The following is a 17,702-nucleotide window of genomic DNA, read 5'->3' on the forward strand; positions in this document are numbered from 1 at the left end:
AAAGAGGCTTATGCCGCCTCTTCGTCGCTTTCGGCTTCGGCGGCATCGGCCTTGGTGCGCTTCGGGCTCTTGGCGAGCTGCTTTTCGATGAGCTGCACCGCTTCGGTGAGGGTCAGCTTGCGCACCGCGCCGATTTCGCGGCTCATGCGGTCCATGGCCTGCTCGAACAGCTGGCGTTCCGAATAGGACTGCTCGGGCTGTTCTTCGGAACGGTAGAGATCACGGACCACTTCGGAAATGGCGATCAGATCGCCCGAATTGATCTTGGCTTCATATTCCTGGGCACGGCGCGACCACATGGTGCGCTTGACGCGGGCACGGCCGGTGACCGTGTCGAGAGCCTTTTGGACCTCGTCGTCCTCAGCCAGCTTGCGCATGCCGACCGATTTCACTTTGGCGACAGGTACGCGAAGGGTCAGCTTGTCCTGCTCGAAGCTGATCACGAACAGCTCGAGGGTCAGGCCAGCGACTTCCTGCTCTTCAATGGCGACGATCATACCGACGCCATGGGCCGGATAGACGACATGCTCGCCCGTCTTGAACCCAAGCCGCTGCTGCTGCTTCTTGGCTACCATATGCTTCGAACTCCTTGTTGACGCCCCAAATGGCTGGTTCCTTGCGGCAAGGCCGGCCATCCTACTTGTTTGGCGCCCGACCCGGGCGCATATGCGCAGTCAATCCCATGTCGCGCCGGATCCGCCTTGCCGGAACGTCATCGATCAGCTCTGTCTGGTGTCAAAAAAATCGTGCCTTCGCGGCACGGGCTGGGTTGGGCTCAACTGCATATGGCAAGACCATAGCACAAATTTTCAGCAGAATCAAAAAGAACGAATCAGACCTTCGATACCCCAGCAGGCCACCCACGACCTGATGTGACGAAACCATGACAAGTACTTGTCAGGACTGCTCTATTTGGTCTTGACCGCAGATAGGCACTGCGACTCAGTCGCCTTCGCCGGGCTCCTCGGAAAAATATTTGGCCAGTTTGCCGTCTTCGCCATCACGCTCTTTTGCCTCGGGCAGCGGATCGCGGCGTTCGGTCAGGTTCGGCCAGGACGCAGAGAATTTGCGGTTGAGCTCAAGCCATTCGTCCAACCCGCTTTCGGTATCGGGCTTAATGGCCTCGGCGGGGCATTCGGGTTCGCACACGCCGCAATCGATGCATTCGTCCGGATGGATCACCAGCATGTTCTCGCCCTCATAGAAGCAGTCCACCGGACACACTTCCACGCAGTCGGTATATTTGCAGGCGATACAATTGTCGGTGACGATATAGGTCATCTAGGAGGCGATCCCATCTAAACGCGGCCTGACGCAGGGGGCAGGTCAGCCCGCCTGTCTCAACGGGATCGGTGCTAAACCGTTTTCTGCGCTATCGCAAGGCTGTCAGGGGGGACGGTTTGGCGCAGGTTGGGGCAGATTGGGAAATGATCTGCCCCATAGTCCTCACGCGGTAGCCACCCCACCCTCATTCCCTCCGCATCAAGGGTGGCGGGCTTCTGGGGCTACTAATCCTCGTCCAATCCGCGCAACCGGTCCGTCTCGCGCCGCTCTTTCTTGCTCGGGCGGCCTGCACCCGCTGGCCGCGCGGCAATCGCCGCATCATAGGGGGTGAGCTCGGCGCGTGGTACGGGCGGAGGGGACATATCCTCGTAAAGCGTCTGGGCTTCGGTGGCAGGCCCCCGCCGTGTGCCGCAATCGAGAATGCGCCAGACCACGATCCGGTTATTCAGCGACATGGTCAGCACATCGCCCGCACCGACCTTATAGTCCGTGCGCTCGGTTTTTTCCGAATTGACGCGGATGGCGCCGCTTTCGATGATTTTCTGCGCCAAGGTGCGCGACTTGACGGCGCGCGAGAAGAACAGGAACCGGTCCAGCCGCTCCTTGCGAAGCGGCGCCTGACCCGGCCCTGTCAATCCCTACTCCGACTTGCCGCGCAATGCGGCGAGCGCTGCAAAGGGGCTGTCCGGATCGAAAACCGGCTTGCGGTCCTCACGCGGCGGGCGGCGATCCTTGCGCTCGCCACGGTCGGGCTTGTCCGGCCGGCCCTTGCCATTATGCGGCTTGCCGGCATGGCCGCGATCCTCGCCATCGGGACGGCGCGGGCCCTTGCCGTGACGCGGCCGATTATTCTGCCGCTGGCCGTCTTCGCCCTCACGGCGCTGGCGCCCTTCATGGCGGCGATTATCGTTCTGGCGGCGGCCGCCAGGGAACCAGACTTCGTCAAATTCCGGCTCGGCCGGTTCGGCAGGAGCTGCATCGGCCGGTGCCGCATCCGGCACCACCCCTTCGGCGGGACCTGTCTCTTCCAAGGTTGCGGTCGCAGCGGCCGCTTCATCCACCGGCTCGACACTGGCAGGTGCAGCCTCCAGCACCTGGTCCAGCGCTTCGCTTTCCTCCGACGCCTCGGCTGGCGACACGGGCGCAGGTGCCTCGACCACCTTGGGCGTGCGGCGAACCCGGTAGCCCAGCGAGGTCAAAATGGACGAAAAGTCCTCGCCCGAGCAGCCCAGGAGGCTGGTCATTTCCACGGTCACGCGGAAACCATTGCCCTCGGCAGCGCCTGCCGGCAATTCGCCCTGATAGGGACGACCGGCGTCGAGCGCCACCAGCGGCCGGATGATATCGGCCAGGCGCTCGAGAATATCGACACGCACGGCCCGCTTGCCCGCCACCTTGAAGCCGGCGATCTCGTATAACCGCGGGTCGACTTCCGGATCGACCAGGAACGAGGTGCGGCCCGAGAGCACGATATGGGGAATATCGGTGACGCCGGGCTGGCGCACGCCGCCATTTTTGAGCGCAAACAGAATCAGCGCCAGCTCGCGCGGCGCGGGTTTGAGCGAGAGCGGCAGATAGATGTGATAGGCGCCGAACTTGATGCCGAGTTTTCTGAGCTTGCCGCGCACATCCTGGTCCAGCCCCTTGACCTCGTCGGCCACCGCCGCGCGCGGCAACAGCCCGATATGTTCAAACAGCTGATAGGCCAGGCCCCGGGCCGTGCCTTCGAGATCGGCCGGCGCCTCGAGCGCCATGACCTGTTCGAGCACGGTATTGATATGGTGCCGGAGCCAGAGCGAGAGCCGGTCCTGCACCTTTTCCAGGTCCGGTCCGGTCAACGTCTCGTCGGCCAGCATGATGATGCGAGGGCGGTAGAGGCTATCGCCTTCGGCCAGTTCGGCCACGATTTCGCCGCGCCAGCGCAGCCGCCCATCGGTGGCCAACACGAATTCTTCATTTGGCGAACCGGCCAATCTCTCGGCACGGTGGTGTATCTCCGGGGCAACGACCGAATCGGCTGCGCCGCGCAGCCCCTTGGCGTCCGTGTCGCCGTCATTGCGGGCCAGGGTGAAGCGGAAGCCTTCCAGCGTGCCGATCAGATGACCTTCCAGCCGCACTTCGCCTTGACTGTTGATTTCGGGAGATACCATACGTTTGTCTTTCAGATGGCGGAGCAACACGCTGGTGCGCCTGTCCACGAAGCGCTGGGTGAGACGCTCGTGCAGCGCATCACTCAGGCGGTCCTCAATGTCTCGCGTCTTTTCGCGCCAATAGATGGGGTCTTCAAGCCAGTTTTTTCTATTGGCGACAAAGGTCCAGGTACGGACCTGCTTGATCCGGTTGCTGAGTGTGTCAATGTCGCCCTCCGCATTGTCGCAAAACCGGACCTGCTCGGCAATCCAGTCTGCCCGAACCGTTCCAATTCGTCTCAAATCCGAATAAATGCGCGTAACGATCTCGCCATGCGCAGCCGGTGAAATGCCCTGATAGTCGGGAATCTGGCAACATTCCCAAAGCAGTTTGACCGCATCATGGCCGCGCGCCAAGGCACCGGCCTCATTTCGCGCCAGAAATTCCAGCGCATGTTGATCGGTCGCGATCGGCACCCGGGTCAGCGTCTTGTCCTGCGGCATCAGCTCAAGGGAATTCCGCAGACCCTCTATAGAGCCGAAATTGAGGTTCGAATTGCGCCACTGCACCTGCTTGATCGGCTGGAAATCGTGGGTTTCGAGCTGCACCACCAGCTCTTCGTCGAACCCTTCGGTGCCGCCGGTGACGCCAAAAGTACCGTTATGCCGATGCCGCCCCGCGCGTCCGGCGATCTGCCCCAGTTCGGAGGGTGTCAGCGGCCGGCTCTGGTGGCCATCGAACTTGGTATCGTCGGCAAAGGCGACGTGGTGGATGTCGAGGTTAAGGCCCATGCCGATAGCGTCGGTGGCGACCAGAAAGTCCACATCGCCATTCTGGTAGAGCTCGACCTGGGCATTGCGGGTCCGGGGGCTAAGTGCACCCATCACCACGGCCGCACCACCACGTTCGCGGCGGATCAGTTCGGCAATGGCATAGACCTGGCGGGCCGAGAACGCGACAATGGCGCTGCGCGCCGGCTGGCGCGATAATTTCTTGGAACCGGCATAGGTCAATTGCGAAAAGCGCGGCCGATCGATGATTTCGGCGTGGGGGATAAGCTTGCGCACCACCCCCGCCATGGTGGCCGAGCCGAGCAACAGGGTCTCTTGCAGGCCGCGCGCTTTCAATATCCGGTCGGTAAAGACATGGCCGCGATCAAAATCGATGGCCGTCTGGATTTCGTCCACGGCGACGCAATCGACATGGATATCCATGGGCATGGCCTCGACCGTCGCCACCCAATAGCGTGGCTTGGCAGGCACGATCCGCTCTTCGCCGGTGACCAGGGCCACGGCCTGTTCGCCGACCCGCTCGACGATCCGCTGATAGACCTCGCGCGCCAGAAGGCGCAGCGGCAGGCCAATCATCCCGGAGGGATGGGCCAGCATGCGCTCGATGGCATAATAGGTCTTGCCGGTATTGGTCGGCCCCAAAATGGCCTTGACCGAATGGGAAGGAGAAAAGCTCATCGCGCCCTATGTAAGCGGTCCCTTGCCGCCTTGCGAGGGGGCTTGGCGCTTTGTCCCAGCAAAGGACATCTTTGCCACGGTTCTGTCATCGATCTTAATGGCCGGAACGGATAAGGAACGAAACAGAACCGAATCGGTGCGACTCACCGAGTCTGGCTTTGTTCACGGCTAGATATGGTAGATGCCCCGCCCCATTTCATACTAATGGGTGCCAAATACCGCGGCCAACCTGCGCCCGGCGGCATTTCAGGGCCAAAGCGTGTTCAGACTGCTTGCCATCGGGTTAATTTCGGGCCGGATCGGTCAAATCTGAAGACATGGTAAACGTCTGTTTTTGTGGATTTTTTCTTGTCTTCATATCGTCGTGCCAATGAGTCCTGCCCTTTCCATTCTGATCTTGACGAAAAACCGCATTGACGTGCCGGGATGGGACAATGGCTGCTGACGGAAGCTGTCAACGCCATGCCGCATTACAGAGGCAACGCATACCTTGGAGCACCCATAAGATGCCCGCACTTGCCCCTGCCAGCATTCCCGAACCGATCGCGCAATATTTCAACCGGACGGATCCCGCCGAGGCGGCGGTCCTGTTTGCGCCCGACGCCGCGGTACGCGATGAAGGGCAATGGCATCGCGGGCAGGCCGCAATCGCGCTCTGGCTGCGCAGTGTCCAGGAGCGCTATCACCCGCGCTATCAATTGCAGCAGGTCGATATGGACAAGGATCGCATCCTTGTAACCTTCCAGGTTTCGGGCACCTTTCCGGGTAGCCCTGCCGTCCTGCGCCAAGCCTTCACAATCGACTCACGCCAGCGCATCGCTACCCTGGAAACTCTATGATTGTTTCATAGCGGTACAGTCCGACACGGCGCGTCCGCCCAAGGTTAACACTCGGTCCAAACCCGGAACGAACAGAGACAGAATCGGGGCAGAATCACAAATTCGGCTTTGTTCTCAGCCAGATATGGTGTCCTGGCGGTCCCAGGCACACCAGAAGCCCGGCAAAAGCGCCCGAACGGCCGAAATCGTGTTCACCGAGGTAAAGATCGGCTTAATTTTGCGCCATGAGGCCCGAATCCTGCTGCGGCCTTACCGTCATATTGGCGCGATTGCTCGACGCCGTTAACGCGTAGGCGCTGCAATCGCTGGGCGCAGATGTCGCCAAATTGTCAAAAAAGCCTTTGACCGTCCGAAAGCGGGACAGGCGCCTTAGCTCTGGGCGCGCGTCAGCACCATGGAGAGATCACCCATCGAGGTGCCGATGATCACCCGATAGGGGATGAAATAGCCGGTCTGGCCCAGCGGCGCATACCACAGGATCATCCGGCTGGTATCGGCCAGGTAATTGGTCATTTCCGAGCTTTGGAAATGTCCCGAGATCGGCTGATATTTGAGCGAGCAGGCAACCAGCGGCCCCTGATAACCGGTGCGCGGCGAGGTTGCTTCGTCATTGTCGAGAAAGCCAAGCTTGATATTGAAACGCTCGACGCCGGTAAAAATCTTGAGCGTGCGTTCGCACAGGCTCCGGTCCAGCTCACGCCCCTTAAGGATGAAAGCAGACAGAAAGTCGCCCACGCCTGTCAGATGACCGCGTTCGAGCGGCACCCTGTCATAGGCATCCAGCACCGGCGGCTGCACCTGAAAGGCGCTGACATTGCGCCCCTCATAGCCCACATTGGCCGTAAACACTTCGCCGTTGGCGCGCGTTTCGAGCGCAAAGCTCTGCGATTGCAGGCTAGCGCCGCTTGAAACGCCCGACACCTTGGCGCTGGCCGTGCCACTGGCCACCACGCTCCCGAGCCCAGCCACACGCGCCGACAGCGCCAGCTCGTAGCGCGCACCACTATCATCAAGGTCAATATCGACCATGGCCACATTGATCCCACCCACCGTCACCACATAGCTGACGCTGGCATCCACGGGCGCGGCCTGCACTGAAGAAAAGGAAAACGGAACAAGCGCGACAATAAGGGCAAGGGCAGTGCGGATCACGTAAGGTCTTCTCGGCTGCATGGCCCGCGCGAGACGCTGGCCGGGCGGGACGAATCACTGGTTCGGTCCAAATTGCCGTCCCTGTCGGGCACAAGCAAGGCGCTCGCGCCCCTTTGTCTGGGCTCTTGCCTTGACGAATGGCCCCCAATTCTCTAAAGACCCGCCAGATTTCATGACAAATGAGGCCCGTTGCGGACTTTCCGCCACGCAGGACCTTTACACAAACAGGATCTAAAAAATGGCACGTCGCTGCGAACTCACCGGCAAGGGCGTTATGATGGGCAACAATGTTTCGCATGCCCTCAACCGCACCCGCCGCCGCTTTCTCCCCAATCTGGTGAATGTCACCCTGATCTCGGACACGCTCAATCGTCCGGTCAAGCTGCGCATCACCACCTCTGCCCTGCGCACGGTCGAGCACCGTGGCGGTCTGGACGCGTTCCTGCTCAAGCAGGACGACGCCGACCTCTCCCCGCTCGCCCAGGGCCTCAAGAAGGAAATCCGCGCCGCCCTCGCCGGCTAAGCGCTTTCCTGATCGTCTTTCGACCCGCGCGACGCCCGAGCCTCGCGCGGTTCGTTTTTCCCGCCCCGGTCTGATGCCGGTCAGCGGATAGATAAAGGTACAGTCAGATGCTGTCTCGTCTTCTGGCGGCCGTTGCCGCTATGGTCGTGGTTGTCGCCGCGTCCAATGTCCTGGTCCTCTACCCCCTCAACGTCCAGATTGGATCGGTCAATTTGGCCGACCTACTGACCTGGGGTGCAATTACCTTTCCCTTCGCCTTCCTGGTCACCGATTTGACCAATCGCTATGACGGCGCGCAAAAGGCGCGCCTTGTGGTGCTGGTCGGTTTTGTTGTCGGTCTGGCCTGTTCCTTCTATCTCAGCTATCACCCGCTGCCCTGGAACCCCGAAGGCACCGCTGCCACCACACAGCGTATTGCCCTGGCATCGGCCGTGGCTTTCGTGATCGGCCAATTGCTCGACATCGCCATCTTTTCGCGTCTGCGCGCGGCCCGGTCCTGGTTCCTGCCACCGCTGGCCGGCTCTCTGTTTGGCTCGGTGCTCGACACCACCATCTTCTTCACCATCGCCTTTGCCCCGGCTCTGGCTGGCATCGATACGCTTTTCGGGCTTGAGGATGGCTCGCTTGGTTTCCCCGCACCCTGGCTGGGCATCGGCCCGGAAGTCCCGCTTTGGTTCTCGCTGGCCTGCGGCGACTTCATGATGAAGTTCCTCGCCGCGCTGCTGCTGCTGGCACCTTACCGGGCGCTCATGGGCAAGCTCAAGCCGCTGCCGCCGCTCGGCGCCGCCGCCTGAGAGCTTGGCCAATAGCCGATTTTTAAACGCCGATCCGCTCCAGCGGGTCGGCGTTTCTTATTCTGGCAATGTGAATTCGAGCAGCAGGGTGCGCTGCCAATCGTTGAAATTATTGTCCGAGCCGATGAGCACGCGCGTCTCGCCGCCGGGCGTCTGATGCACCATCAGGCTTTCCATATTGTCGATTTCGCCGCCTTGGGCCGAGAGCAGCAATTCGCCCTGCATCAGATTGCCCGGACGCACCTGATCGGCCGGCACAAGCCGCAAATTCATGACAAAGGCGAAGAGCGACACCCCGCGCTCGAGCACCAAAAGATCGCCATTGGGCAGGAACTTGCAATCGGTTGGATTGACGATGGGCGAATTGACATAGCCGATGGGCCCCTTGTCATTGACGCCCAGCAATTCGCCGCGGTGATTGCCATTCTCGTCCAGCGCTTCCTCGGTCAAAAGCAATGTCGACCCCGCAATGGGCGAAGCCGGTGGGGCAATACAAACCGCTTCCAGACTTTCATTGGTCCTGAGATCGGTCAGCCATTGCGGGATGGCAATTTCCCGCGCCGCGCCACCCGGCCGCCCATCGGCAATGGCAAAATCGGCTACCCGAGTCAGATGCTCGAACCCCACCCGGACCGCCGCCGGCTCCCCATTGCGCCAGACCGTATCCATGCCTTCGGCATCGCGAGCATATTGGCGCGGCAGCACCGCACCGCCCGAATTCTGCATCGGCTCAATGGTCACCCCGATCAGGCCGATCAGCCGGTCCGCCTGGTCATAGGCCAATTGCCCGGCAATGAAATTGCCCCGGTCCGAGATGAAGGCGATGCGCTGGTCCGGACCTGTCTGCGTGACGCTGGACAGGCCACCGAATGTATCCACCGGGCTTTGCAGTGTAAGGCCACCGCGAAAGACCAACCGGTCCACCTTCTGGTCGAGTTCGGCGCCCTTGAACCGGGTCACCGGCGCCGCACTGACCAACAGTTCCATCGCTCCGGCCGATTGGGCCAGGAGCAGCACGGCTGCGGCAAGAGCGGCCCGCAGCATCATCCCCGCGCCCGCCGCCGTGTCTGCGCCGGCATCTCTTCGTCGAACAGGGCCGCCAACTCGTCGGTCAGCGCCCCGGCCAGTTCCTCGGCATCGAGCAGGGTGACGGCACGCCGATAGTAGCGCGTCACATCATGGCCAATGCCCACCGCCACGAGCTGAATGGGCGAGCGGGTCTCGATATCCTCGATCACCTGCCGCAAATGCGCTTCAAGATAATTGCCGGCATTGACCGACTGGGTCGAGTCATCGACCGGCGCGCCATCGGAAATCACCATCATGATGCGGCGCTGCTCGGGTCGGGCCATCAACCGCTTGCGCGCCCATTCGAGCGCCTCGCCGTCGATATTTTCCTTGAGGAGCCCCTCGCGCATCATCAGCCCGAGATTGCGCCGGGCATGGCGCCAGGGCTCGTCAGCGGCCTTGTAGATGATATGGCGGATATCGTTCACCCGACCCGGATTGGGCGGGCGGTTGGCTTCGAGCCAGGCTTCACGCGACTTGCCGCCCTTCCAGGCGCGAGTGGTAAACCCCAGTATCTCGACCTTGACGCCGCACCGCTCCAGCGTGCGCGCGAGAATATCCCCGCAAATCGCCGCAATGGTGATCGGGCGGCCGCGCATGGAGCCGGAATTGTCGATCAACAGCGTCACCACCGTGTCGCGGAAATCGGTATCGTTCTCGACCTTGAAGCTCAGCGCCTGCAGCGGATCGGTGACGACGCGGGTGAGCCGCGCCGTGTCGAGCAGGCCTTCTTCGAGATCGAACTGCCATGATCTGTTCTGCTTGGCCATCAGCCGCCGCTGCAGCTTGTTGGCCAGCCGCGCCACCGCCCCGGCCAGATTCTCGAGCTGTTTGTCGAGCAGGGTCCGCAGCTGATCGAGCTCATCGGGGGGACAGAGTTCCGCCGCCTTGACGATCTCGTCATATTTCTGCGTGAAGACCTTGTAGTTGAACTGGTTGGAGAGCCGCTCGCCGCCATCCTTGGCAGGCGGGGGCATGGGCGCATCCTCGCCCGCTTCGGCCTCGGCATCCTCGTCGGCATCGGCCATATCGGCCTCCATGCCTTCAACGTCACCGGTATCTTCGCTCTCGCCAGCCTGCTGGTCTTCTTCGCTCTCGGACTGTTCGTTCTCGCCCTCGCCCTGCTCGGGCGACTCGTCGGAGCCTTGCGCCTGTTCGGGCTGATTGTCCTCGCTTGAGTCCTCGTCGCTCTCAGACGGGTCCTCCATATCGCTTTCCGCGATCAGGTTGAGATCGCGCAACACGGCCCGCGCCGCGCGCGAAAATTCGTCCTGGCTCTCATAGGTATCGAGCAGTTTTTCTATCGAGGTGCCGGCCTTGGCCTCGATCTCCTTGCGCCACAGATCGACCAGCGCATGGCCTGACGGCGGCACCTCGACCCCAGCCAGCTTTTCGCGCAGCATCAGCCCCAGTGCTTCGGCCAAAGGCGCATCGCCCTTGTCATCGACCTCGGCGAAATTGGCGCGGAAAAGGCGATCCTCCAGCATTTCGTGGATATTGCCCACCATGCCCGGCATGCGAATGCAACCCAGCGATTCCACCCGCGCCTGCTCAAGCGCGTCGAAGGCCGCCCGCGCCTGCGGATCCATGGGCGACCGCTTGCGGTGCGCGTCCGGATCGTGGCTGGCGAGGCGCATGGCCATGGCATCGCCCTGCCCCCGGGCAATTGCGATATCGCGCTTGGTCGGCAGGCGCGGCAGATTGGCCAGCCGCGCCTTGTCCGATGTGAGCAGGGGCCGGTCGGCGGTAAAGCTCACCTCAAGGTCCGGCTTTGCCCCGATGGCGCGCACCGTTGCACCCATGGCCGATTTGAAGGCCTGGGTCTGGTCGGGCTTATTGGCTTTGCTGCGCGGGGGAGTTGCCATGATTACGCTCGTCAGTTGGACTGGCGCCTTGGCTTCGCACGGAAAGTGAGACCTGCGCCCCCTCCCCCTTTAAGGGGAGGGTTGGGGAGGGGGTGGATCAGTGGTTACCCGATGGACCCCCACCCCCGGCCCCTCCCCTCAAGGGGGAGGGGAGCAGAGGGTCCAATACTGCAAATTAAGCCATCACCGCCAGATTGGCGGAGCTTTCCGGCAGGTCTTCGCCGAACACGCGCTGGTAGAACTCGGCTACCACCGGGCGTTCGAGCTCGTCGCATTTGTTGAGGAAGGTCAGGCGGAAGGCAAAGCCGATATCGCCACCGAAAATGACGGCGTTTTCGGCCCAGGTGATGACACCGCGCGGGCTCATGACGGTCGAGATATCGCCATTGATGAAGGCCGAACGCGTCAGGTCCGCCAGGCGCACCATATTGGCGATCTGCTTTTTGCCCTTTTCGGTCTCGGCATAGCTCTTGTTCTTGGCCAGAACGATGCCGACTTCCTTGTCATGCGGCAGATAATTGAGCGTCGTCACGATGCTCCAGCGGTCCATCTGGCCCTGGTTGATCTGCTGGGTGCCGTGATAGAGCCCCGAAGTATCGCCCAGACCGATCGTATTGGTGGTCGAGAACAGCCGGAAGGCCGGGTGCGGGATGATCACGCGGTTCTGGTCCAAGAGGGTCAGGCGACCCGATTGTTCAAGCACGCGCTGGATCACGAACATCACGTCCGGACGGCCGGCATCATATTCGTCGAAGACCAGCGCGACATTGTTCTGCACCGCCCAGGGCAGGATGCCGTCGCGGAATTCGGTGATCTGCTTGCCGTCCTTGAGGACAATGGCGTCCTTGCCGACGAGGTCGATACGCGACACATGGCTGTCGAGGTTCACGCGCACCAGCGGCCAGTTCAGCCGCGCCGCGACCTGCTCGATATGGGTGGATTTGCCGGTGCCGTGATAGCCCTGCACCATGACGCGGCGATTATAGGCAAAGCCGGCCAGGATCGCCAAAGTCGTATTGCGGTCGAACAGATAGTCCGGATCGATCGGCGGCACGTGGTCGGTGCGCTCTTTGTAGCCCTTGACCACCATGTCGGTATCGATGCCGAAAAGCTCCCGCGCCTGGTATTCGGTATCGGGCAGATTGGCGAATTCAGTCATGGTCGGACTCTTGGAAATGCAAGGAAAAATTCTTTGAAGGCGGTGGCTCTATAGCAGCTATGTGACGGCGCGGGTAGCCTTGGCTTTGGCATGCGCCGCCGCCCTTAGGGCATGGCCTAGCGCACCACGAAACCCTGTTTTTTGAGATGCGTATAGGCCGCGATCACCGAACGCAGGCGCTCCTCGGACGAGGCATCCCCGCCATTGACGTCCGGATGGTGCTTTTTGACCAGGTCCTTATAAGCCCGTTTGATCTCGTCGGATTTGGCATGCTTGGTAAAGCCCAGCACCTCCAGCGCTCGTCGGTCCGGTTCATTGAGCGGCTTGACGCGCTCGGTCGCCGGGCGCTTGGACTGTTGATAGCGATAGCGCGCAAAGACCCCGAACGGGTCGCCATATTTGTCCCCCGGCTTGGTCGCATTGCGCCCCGCCGCCCGGGCCGCGCCGGGATTGCCAGTGGCAAAGCTCGACCGCGATTCGGCCTTGGGCGGGGTATGCAGCGCCTCGTCCAACTCTTCCGGGCTCATGCCGGCGAAGTAATTGAAGGCCTTGTTATAGTGGCGCACATGCTCAAGGCAGAAATTGTGATACTGCCCTTCCGAGCGCACGCCCTTGGGCGCCTTGAACTCGCCGGGCGCCTCGCAGCCCTCCCAATCGCACTTCACCCCCACCGGCTCAGACTTCTCCTCCCGCCGGGGCCGGACACGAATATTATCGAAGAGCTTGGATTGCAGTTTCATTGTGCCTAGTTGTGTCTACAGTCAGATATCGGAGCCGACACCATGTCCATGACGGACACGATCCACGCCAAGCTCAGCGAAAAATTCTCTCCCCTCCATCTGGAGGTGATCGATGAATCCGCGTCTCACCACGGCCACGCCGGATGGCGTGAGGGCGGTGAAACCCATTTTCGTGTCAGAATCGCGACCCGCAATTTTGACGGGCTAAGCCGCGTTGCGCAACACCGTGCGGTGATGGAAGCGCTTGACGATGAATTGAAGGCCAGCGTGCATGCCCTCGCCATCGAGGTGCTGCCGGCCAAGGCCATATAGTCATTCGGCTAAAACTTCGCCACCCTCCGCTCGGGGGGTGATCTTCACTTTCGACACCCTTTGCCGGTCCCGTTCCAGCACGAGGAAGGTAAAACCATGCGCCTCCACCTCATGTCCGGGCTCGGGAATGAGCTTGGCGGCATTGATGACAATGCCGGCCACGGTATTGGCATGTTCGTCCGGCAGGTCCCAGTCGAGCAGCCGGTTGATGTCACGGATGGCAATGCTGGCATCGACGATGAAGCTGCCATCGTCCTGCTTGTCGATCCCGAACACCGCCTCGTCGTCCGGCTCGTCATGCTCGTCGGAAATATCGCCGACGATTTCCTCGATGATGTCTTCCAGCGTCACCAGCCCTTCGAGCACGCCATATTCGTCCAGCACCAGCGCCATATGCGAATGCCGCTTCAAAAACGCCGAGAGCTGCACCTGCACCGGCGTCGATTGCGGAATGAACCAGGGCTTGGCCATGATCTGCTTGAGGTCCACGCGGCTGGCATCGCCATCCACGGCCATCAAGGCCCGCAGCACGTCCTTGGCATGAACAATGCCGACAATGTCGTCGGTCTCGCCCTGATAGAGCGGAATACGGGTATAGGCGCTTTCGAGAACGGCCTTGACCAGGTCGTCCGCCGCCATGGTGGCGTCGAGCGCCAGCATCTGCGTGCGGTGCACCATAACGTCGCTGACCACCAGGTCGCGCAGGTCCAATAGGCCGCCCAGCATGTCGCGGTCGCCCTTGACCACTTCGCCTTCCGAATGCAGCAGGTCCAGCGTGCCACGGATTTCATCATGCCCGGAAATGGCACTGACATTGGTCGCGTCCAGCCCAAAGAGCCTGAGGATGAAATTGACAATGGCCTGCACCGCCAGGGTCACTGGCGCAAAGACGATCACCACCAGCCGGATCACCGGCGAAACGGTGAGTGCAAAGCCATCGGGCCGCATCAGCGCCAGCGTCTTGGGCAGCACTTCGGAAAACACCACTACCGCCGCCGTCATGGCAATGGTGGCATAGGCAATGCCCGCCTCGCCGAACAGGGCGATCAGCACGCTGGCGGCCAGGGTCGAGGCCAGGATATTGACGATATTATTGCCCAATAGGATCGCGCCGATCAGCCTCTCCTTTTCGCTGGTGAGATGTTCCACCAACACAGCCCGCTTGTCGCCTGAACGGGCAAGCTGGTGCATGCGCGCTCGCGAGGCCGCAGTCAGTGCTGTTTCCGAACCGGAAAAGAAAAAGCTCATGGCCAGCAGAATGAGAATGCCCGCCGAGGTCAGCCACAGAGTAAGGCTCATGATGAACGCATCTCCTCCAGAAAGGCCCGCACGGCTTCGGGATCGACATTTTTTTCGATAAAGGCCTGGCCGATGCCCCGCGTCAGGATGAAAGTCAGCGCCCCGCGCGACACTTTCTTGTCCTGGGCAATGGCCGCCATCAGCGTGTCAGTCGAGCCCAGTTGCCCCGGGATATCGCTGAGCCTGGTCGGCAGGCCCGCGGCCTTGAGATGGGCCGCCACCCGGCCGCTATCCTGCCCCGGCGCCAGCCCGAGCCTGTTGGAAAAACCATGGGCGAGCACCATGCCGATGCTGACCCCCTCGCCATGCAAGAGCCGGTCTGAATAACCGGTATCCTTTTCCAGTGCATGCCCGAATGTATGCCCCAGATTGAGCAGCGCCCGGACCCCTGTTTCCTTCTCGTCCTCGATCACCACCCGCGCCTTGTGGGCGCAGCAACGGGCAATGGCTTCCCCCCGCGCCGGCCCGCCGGCAAAGATTTCGGCGCGATTGGCTTCCAGCCACTCGAAAAAGTCCGGCTCGTCGATCAGCCCATATTTGACGACTTCCGCATAGCCGGCAGCGAATTGGCGCGGATCGAGCGTATCGAGTGCCGAAAGGTCGGCCAGCACCAGCTTGGGCTGATGAAAGGCGCCGACCAGGTTCTTGCCATGGGGCGAATTGATGCCCGTCTTGCCGCCCACCGAGGAATCCACCTGCGCCAGAAGCGAGGTGGGCACTTGCACAAAATCCATGCCGCGCCGGGTGACTGCGGCGGCAAAACCGGCGAGGTCCCCGATCACGCCGCCGCCAAGGGCAATGACCAGGTCGCCGCGCTCAAGCCTGGCCGCAAGCAGGCCCTCGACCACTGTTTCGAGCATGGCATAGCTCTTGGTGGCCTCGCCGGCCGGTACTGTTATGACGTCATAGGAGAGCCCTGCCGCCGTCAGCCCCGCCTCCAGACGCGGCAATTGCGCCTTGGCCACCCTCTCGTCGGTGACAATACCATACCGCCGGCCCGGAAATTTTTCGGCAAGCACGGCGCCGGCCTCATCGATCAGCCTGGGTCCGATCAAAATGTCATAGGCCCGTTCGCCCAGCGCAACATGAACTGTGTGATCGATCTGCGCCATGATCCTAAACCTGTTGTTTCTTGAAATGGTCGAGCAATGCGCCCACGACATCGCCGGCCACCTGGTCTTGCGGCACATCGCGGCTGATCACGGTAATGTCCGCTTCCCGGTAGATCGGATAGCGGTCCGCAATCAGTTTTTCGAGCGTGCCCTTGGGGTCGGCCGTCTTGAGCAAAGGACGGTTGGACCGCCGTGACACCCGCTCGAACAGCACATCGAGATCGGCCTTGAGCCATACCGAAACGGCCCCTGATTTGACCAGCGCCCGCGTCTCGGGATTGACAAAGGCCCCGCCACCGGTCGCGAGTACGATATCCTTTTCCTTGAGCAACCGGGCAATGACGCGCATTTCTCCGGCGCGGAACTCGCCCTCGCCGCGCTGCTCGAAAATTTCCGGAATACTCATCTGCGCGGCGCGCTCGATTTCCTCGTCGCTGTCGATAAAGCGGCGCCCCAGCCGGCTGGCCAGCCGCCGGCCGACCGTGGTCTTGCCCGCACCCATCATGCCCACCAGCACCAGCGGGCGGCCATCGAGCCGGCTGGCCAGTGCCTTGGCCCGGCCCTGCCGTCCGCCGCCATCGCTCTTGCTCACCTGCCACGCCCTCCGATCATCGCCGCTATCAACCGGTCCGGACCCGGCCTGTCAAGCACGGCACCACGCCAGTTGATCACGCGGGCCTGTTTCGGCGACACTGCGAGACAACACAACCGCAACCTTTTGCCGATAATATTGGCGCCGCGCCGGCCCATAAGGAATGCTATGCCCACCCTGATCCGCCTGCTCATCACCCTGATTTTTCTGGCGGGCCTGGTCTATGCCGGCATGTTCGTGCTCGTCACCTTCGTTGAGCCGACCCCCAAGGAAGTCAGCCAGCGCATTCCCACGCGCGAATTGCTGGGCGAAACAGAAGCCAGCCGCCCCGCCGGCAATCTGCCGCAGCCCAATGTGACCTCCCAGCCCAGCACCGGCCAATGAGCGGCGGACACCTGATCGGCGGCTTTCTCGAAATGATGAGTGCCGAGCGTGGCGCGGCGGCCAATACGATCGAGGCCTATCGCCGTGACCTCACGCACTACGCCGCCTTTGTAGCGGCGCAAGGGCAAACGCTGCAAACGGCCGGCCGCGACACGGTCACCGCCTGGCTCGACGATCTCAAAACCGAAGGCCTGTCAGCGGCCTCCAGCGCCCGCCGCCTGTCGGCCGTGCGCCAGTTTCACAAATTCCTTTGCGCCGATAGCATCCGAAGCGATGACCCCACCCGCATCGTGGCCAGCCCCAAGGCCCGCCGCGCCCTGCCCAAAGTGCTCTCCATCGCCGAAGTCGACCGCCTGCTCTCGCTGGCCGAAACCGAGGCCAACACCCCGGCCAGCCCGGCCAGGCAATTGGCCGCGCAGCGGCTCTATGTGCTGCTTGAAATGCTCTATGCCACTGGCCTGCGTGTCTCCGAACTGGTCAGTCTCAAGCGCGCCGCCGTGATGCGCGATGCCGCTTTCATCACCGTCACAGGCAAAGGGAACAAGGATCGCGTCGTACCCATGAACGACCGGGCCCGCGATGCCGTGCGTCTCTGGGTCAAAACGCTCGAGCCCGGCCCCTATCTGTTTCCGGCCAAGGGCGAGACCGGCTATCTCTCCCGCCAGGTCTTTGCCCGCGACCTCAAATCGCTGGCCGCGCGGGCCGGTATTTCGTCGGCGCGCGTCGCCCCCCACGTTCTGCGCCACGCCTTTGCCAGTCACCTTCTGGCCGGCGGTGCCGACCTCCGGGTCGTGCAGATGCTGCTCGGCCATGCCGACATTTCCACAACCCAGATCTATACCCATGTGCTCGATGAAAGGCTCCGCTCTCTGGTGGAAAGCCATCATCCGCTGGCCACGGGTTGAGCCGGGCGCACGAAATCGCAACCATTTCCTGCCCAGAGCTTGACTTGCCATTGCTCCACCGCCACTTTCCGGCCA

General features: G+C 61.9%; 18 protein-coding genes. 6 read left to right on the forward strand and 12 right to left on the reverse strand.

The features are described from left to right. Positions 1-8: 8 nt before the first annotated feature. The 4 genes from V8Z65_RS15830 to V8Z65_RS15845 form a co-directional block, all read right to left on the reverse strand. On the reverse strand, positions 9-575 hold the full coding sequence (locus V8Z65_RS15830) for a CarD family transcriptional regulator (RefSeq protein WP_338721110.1): 567 nt from the start codon (positions 573-575) through the stop codon (positions 9-11). 367 nt (positions 576-942) lie between these two features. Next, a complete protein-coding gene (fdxA, locus tag V8Z65_RS15835; RefSeq protein WP_338721111.1) occupies positions 943-1,281 on the reverse strand; it encodes a ferredoxin FdxA in 339 nt (112 codons plus the stop codon). 227 nt (positions 1,282-1,508) lie between these two features. Beyond that, on the reverse strand, positions 1,509-1,919 hold the full coding sequence (locus V8Z65_RS15840; protein WP_338721112.1) for an RNA-binding S4 domain-containing protein: 411 nt from the start codon (positions 1,917-1,919) through the stop codon (positions 1,509-1,511). Positions 1,920-1,922: 3 nt separating this feature from the next. After that, the gene (locus V8Z65_RS15845) at positions 1,923-4,883 is read right to left on the reverse strand and encodes a helicase-related protein (protein ID WP_338721114.1); all 2,961 of its coding nucleotides are present in this window, start codon (positions 4,881-4,883) and stop codon (positions 1,923-1,925) included. 506 nt (positions 4,884-5,389) lie between these two features. Here V8Z65_RS15845 and V8Z65_RS15850 point away from each other — a divergent pair. Beyond that, entirely contained in the window at positions 5,390-5,722 is a 333-nt protein-coding gene (locus V8Z65_RS15850; RefSeq protein WP_338721115.1) for a nuclear transport factor 2 family protein, read from the forward strand. 369 nt (positions 5,723-6,091) lie between these two features. Here V8Z65_RS15850 and V8Z65_RS15855 read toward each other — a convergent pair whose 3' ends face one another. Continuing rightward, complete coding sequence (locus V8Z65_RS15855) at positions 6,092-6,874, reverse strand: DUF3108 domain-containing protein (RefSeq protein WP_338721116.1); 783 nt, start codon at positions 6,872-6,874, stop codon at positions 6,092-6,094. Between the two features lie 238 nt (positions 6,875-7,112). Here V8Z65_RS15855 and rpmB point away from each other — a divergent pair, with 238 nt between their 5' ends. After that, positions 7,113-7,397 (forward strand): 50S ribosomal protein L28, encoded by a 285-nt coding sequence (rpmB, locus tag V8Z65_RS15860; RefSeq protein WP_338721117.1) that lies wholly within the window; start codon positions 7,113-7,115, stop codon positions 7,395-7,397. Between the two features lie 107 nt (positions 7,398-7,504). Then, complete coding sequence (locus V8Z65_RS15865) at positions 7,505-8,191, forward strand: queuosine precursor transporter (protein ID WP_338721118.1); 687 nt, start codon at positions 7,505-7,507, stop codon at positions 8,189-8,191. Positions 8,192-8,248: 57 nt separating this feature from the next. Here V8Z65_RS15865 and V8Z65_RS15870 read toward each other — a convergent pair whose 3' ends face one another. The 4 genes from V8Z65_RS15870 to V8Z65_RS15885 form a co-directional block, all read right to left on the reverse strand. After that, entirely contained in the window at positions 8,249-9,235 is a 987-nt protein-coding gene (locus V8Z65_RS15870) for an esterase-like activity of phytase family protein (protein WP_338721119.1), read from the reverse strand. Then, entirely contained in the window at positions 9,235-11,124 is a 1,890-nt protein-coding gene (gene cobT / locus V8Z65_RS15875) for a cobaltochelatase subunit CobT (protein ID WP_338721120.1), read from the reverse strand. Before cobT ends, V8Z65_RS15870 begins: the two co-directional genes overlap by 1 nt. Before the next feature lie 175 nt (positions 11,125-11,299). Further along, positions 11,300-12,283: a cobaltochelatase subunit CobS gene (gene cobS, locus V8Z65_RS15880; RefSeq protein WP_338721121.1), complete on the reverse strand. Its 984-nt coding sequence runs from the start codon at positions 12,281-12,283 to the stop codon at positions 11,300-11,302. Between the two features lie 116 nt (positions 12,284-12,399). After that, positions 12,400-13,023 (reverse strand): DnaJ domain-containing protein, encoded by a 624-nt coding sequence (locus tag V8Z65_RS15885; RefSeq protein WP_338721122.1) that lies wholly within the window; start codon positions 13,021-13,023, stop codon positions 12,400-12,402. A gap of 48 nt (positions 13,024-13,071) precedes the next feature. On the opposite strand from V8Z65_RS15885, the gene V8Z65_RS15890 reads away from it, so the two are divergent. Further along, positions 13,072-13,335, forward strand: a complete 264-nt coding sequence (locus V8Z65_RS15890) for a BolA family protein (RefSeq protein ID WP_338721123.1) — start codon at positions 13,072-13,074, stop codon at positions 13,333-13,335. On the opposite strand, the gene V8Z65_RS15895 is transcribed toward V8Z65_RS15890, so the two are convergent. The 3 genes from V8Z65_RS15895 to V8Z65_RS15905 are packed head-to-tail and all read right to left on the reverse strand — an operon-like array spanning position 13,336 to position 16,338. After that, entirely contained in the window at positions 13,336-14,634 is a 1,299-nt protein-coding gene (locus V8Z65_RS15895) for an HlyC/CorC family transporter (protein ID WP_338721124.1), read from the reverse strand. Then, positions 14,631-15,746 carry a 3-dehydroquinate synthase gene (gene aroB / locus V8Z65_RS15900; protein WP_338721125.1) on the reverse strand — a complete coding sequence of 372 codons (1,116 nt, stop codon included), beginning with the start codon at positions 15,744-15,746 and terminating at the stop codon, positions 14,631-14,633. The genes V8Z65_RS15895 and aroB overlap by 4 nt, the downstream gene beginning before the upstream one ends. A gap of 4 nt (positions 15,747-15,750) precedes the next feature. After that, positions 15,751-16,338 (reverse strand): shikimate kinase, encoded by a 588-nt coding sequence (locus V8Z65_RS15905; RefSeq protein ID WP_338721126.1) that lies wholly within the window; start codon positions 16,336-16,338, stop codon positions 15,751-15,753. Positions 16,339-16,506: 168 nt separating this feature from the next. On the opposite strand from V8Z65_RS15905, the gene V8Z65_RS15910 reads away from it, so the two are divergent. Both V8Z65_RS15910 and V8Z65_RS15915 read left to right on the forward strand, forming a co-directional pair. Further along, positions 16,507-16,722 carry a histidine kinase gene (locus V8Z65_RS15910; RefSeq protein WP_338721127.1) on the forward strand — a complete coding sequence of 72 codons (216 nt, stop codon included), beginning with the start codon at positions 16,507-16,509 and terminating at the stop codon, positions 16,720-16,722. Further along, positions 16,719-17,627 (forward strand): site-specific tyrosine recombinase XerD, encoded by a 909-nt coding sequence (locus tag V8Z65_RS15915; protein WP_338721128.1) that lies wholly within the window; start codon positions 16,719-16,721, stop codon positions 17,625-17,627. Before V8Z65_RS15910 ends, V8Z65_RS15915 begins: the two co-directional genes overlap by 4 nt. Positions 17,628-17,702 lie beyond the last annotated feature (75 nt).

Source organism: Devosia sp. XK-2 (assembly GCF_037113415.1).
Lineage (GTDB): Bacteria > Pseudomonadota > Alphaproteobacteria > Rhizobiales > Devosiaceae > Devosia.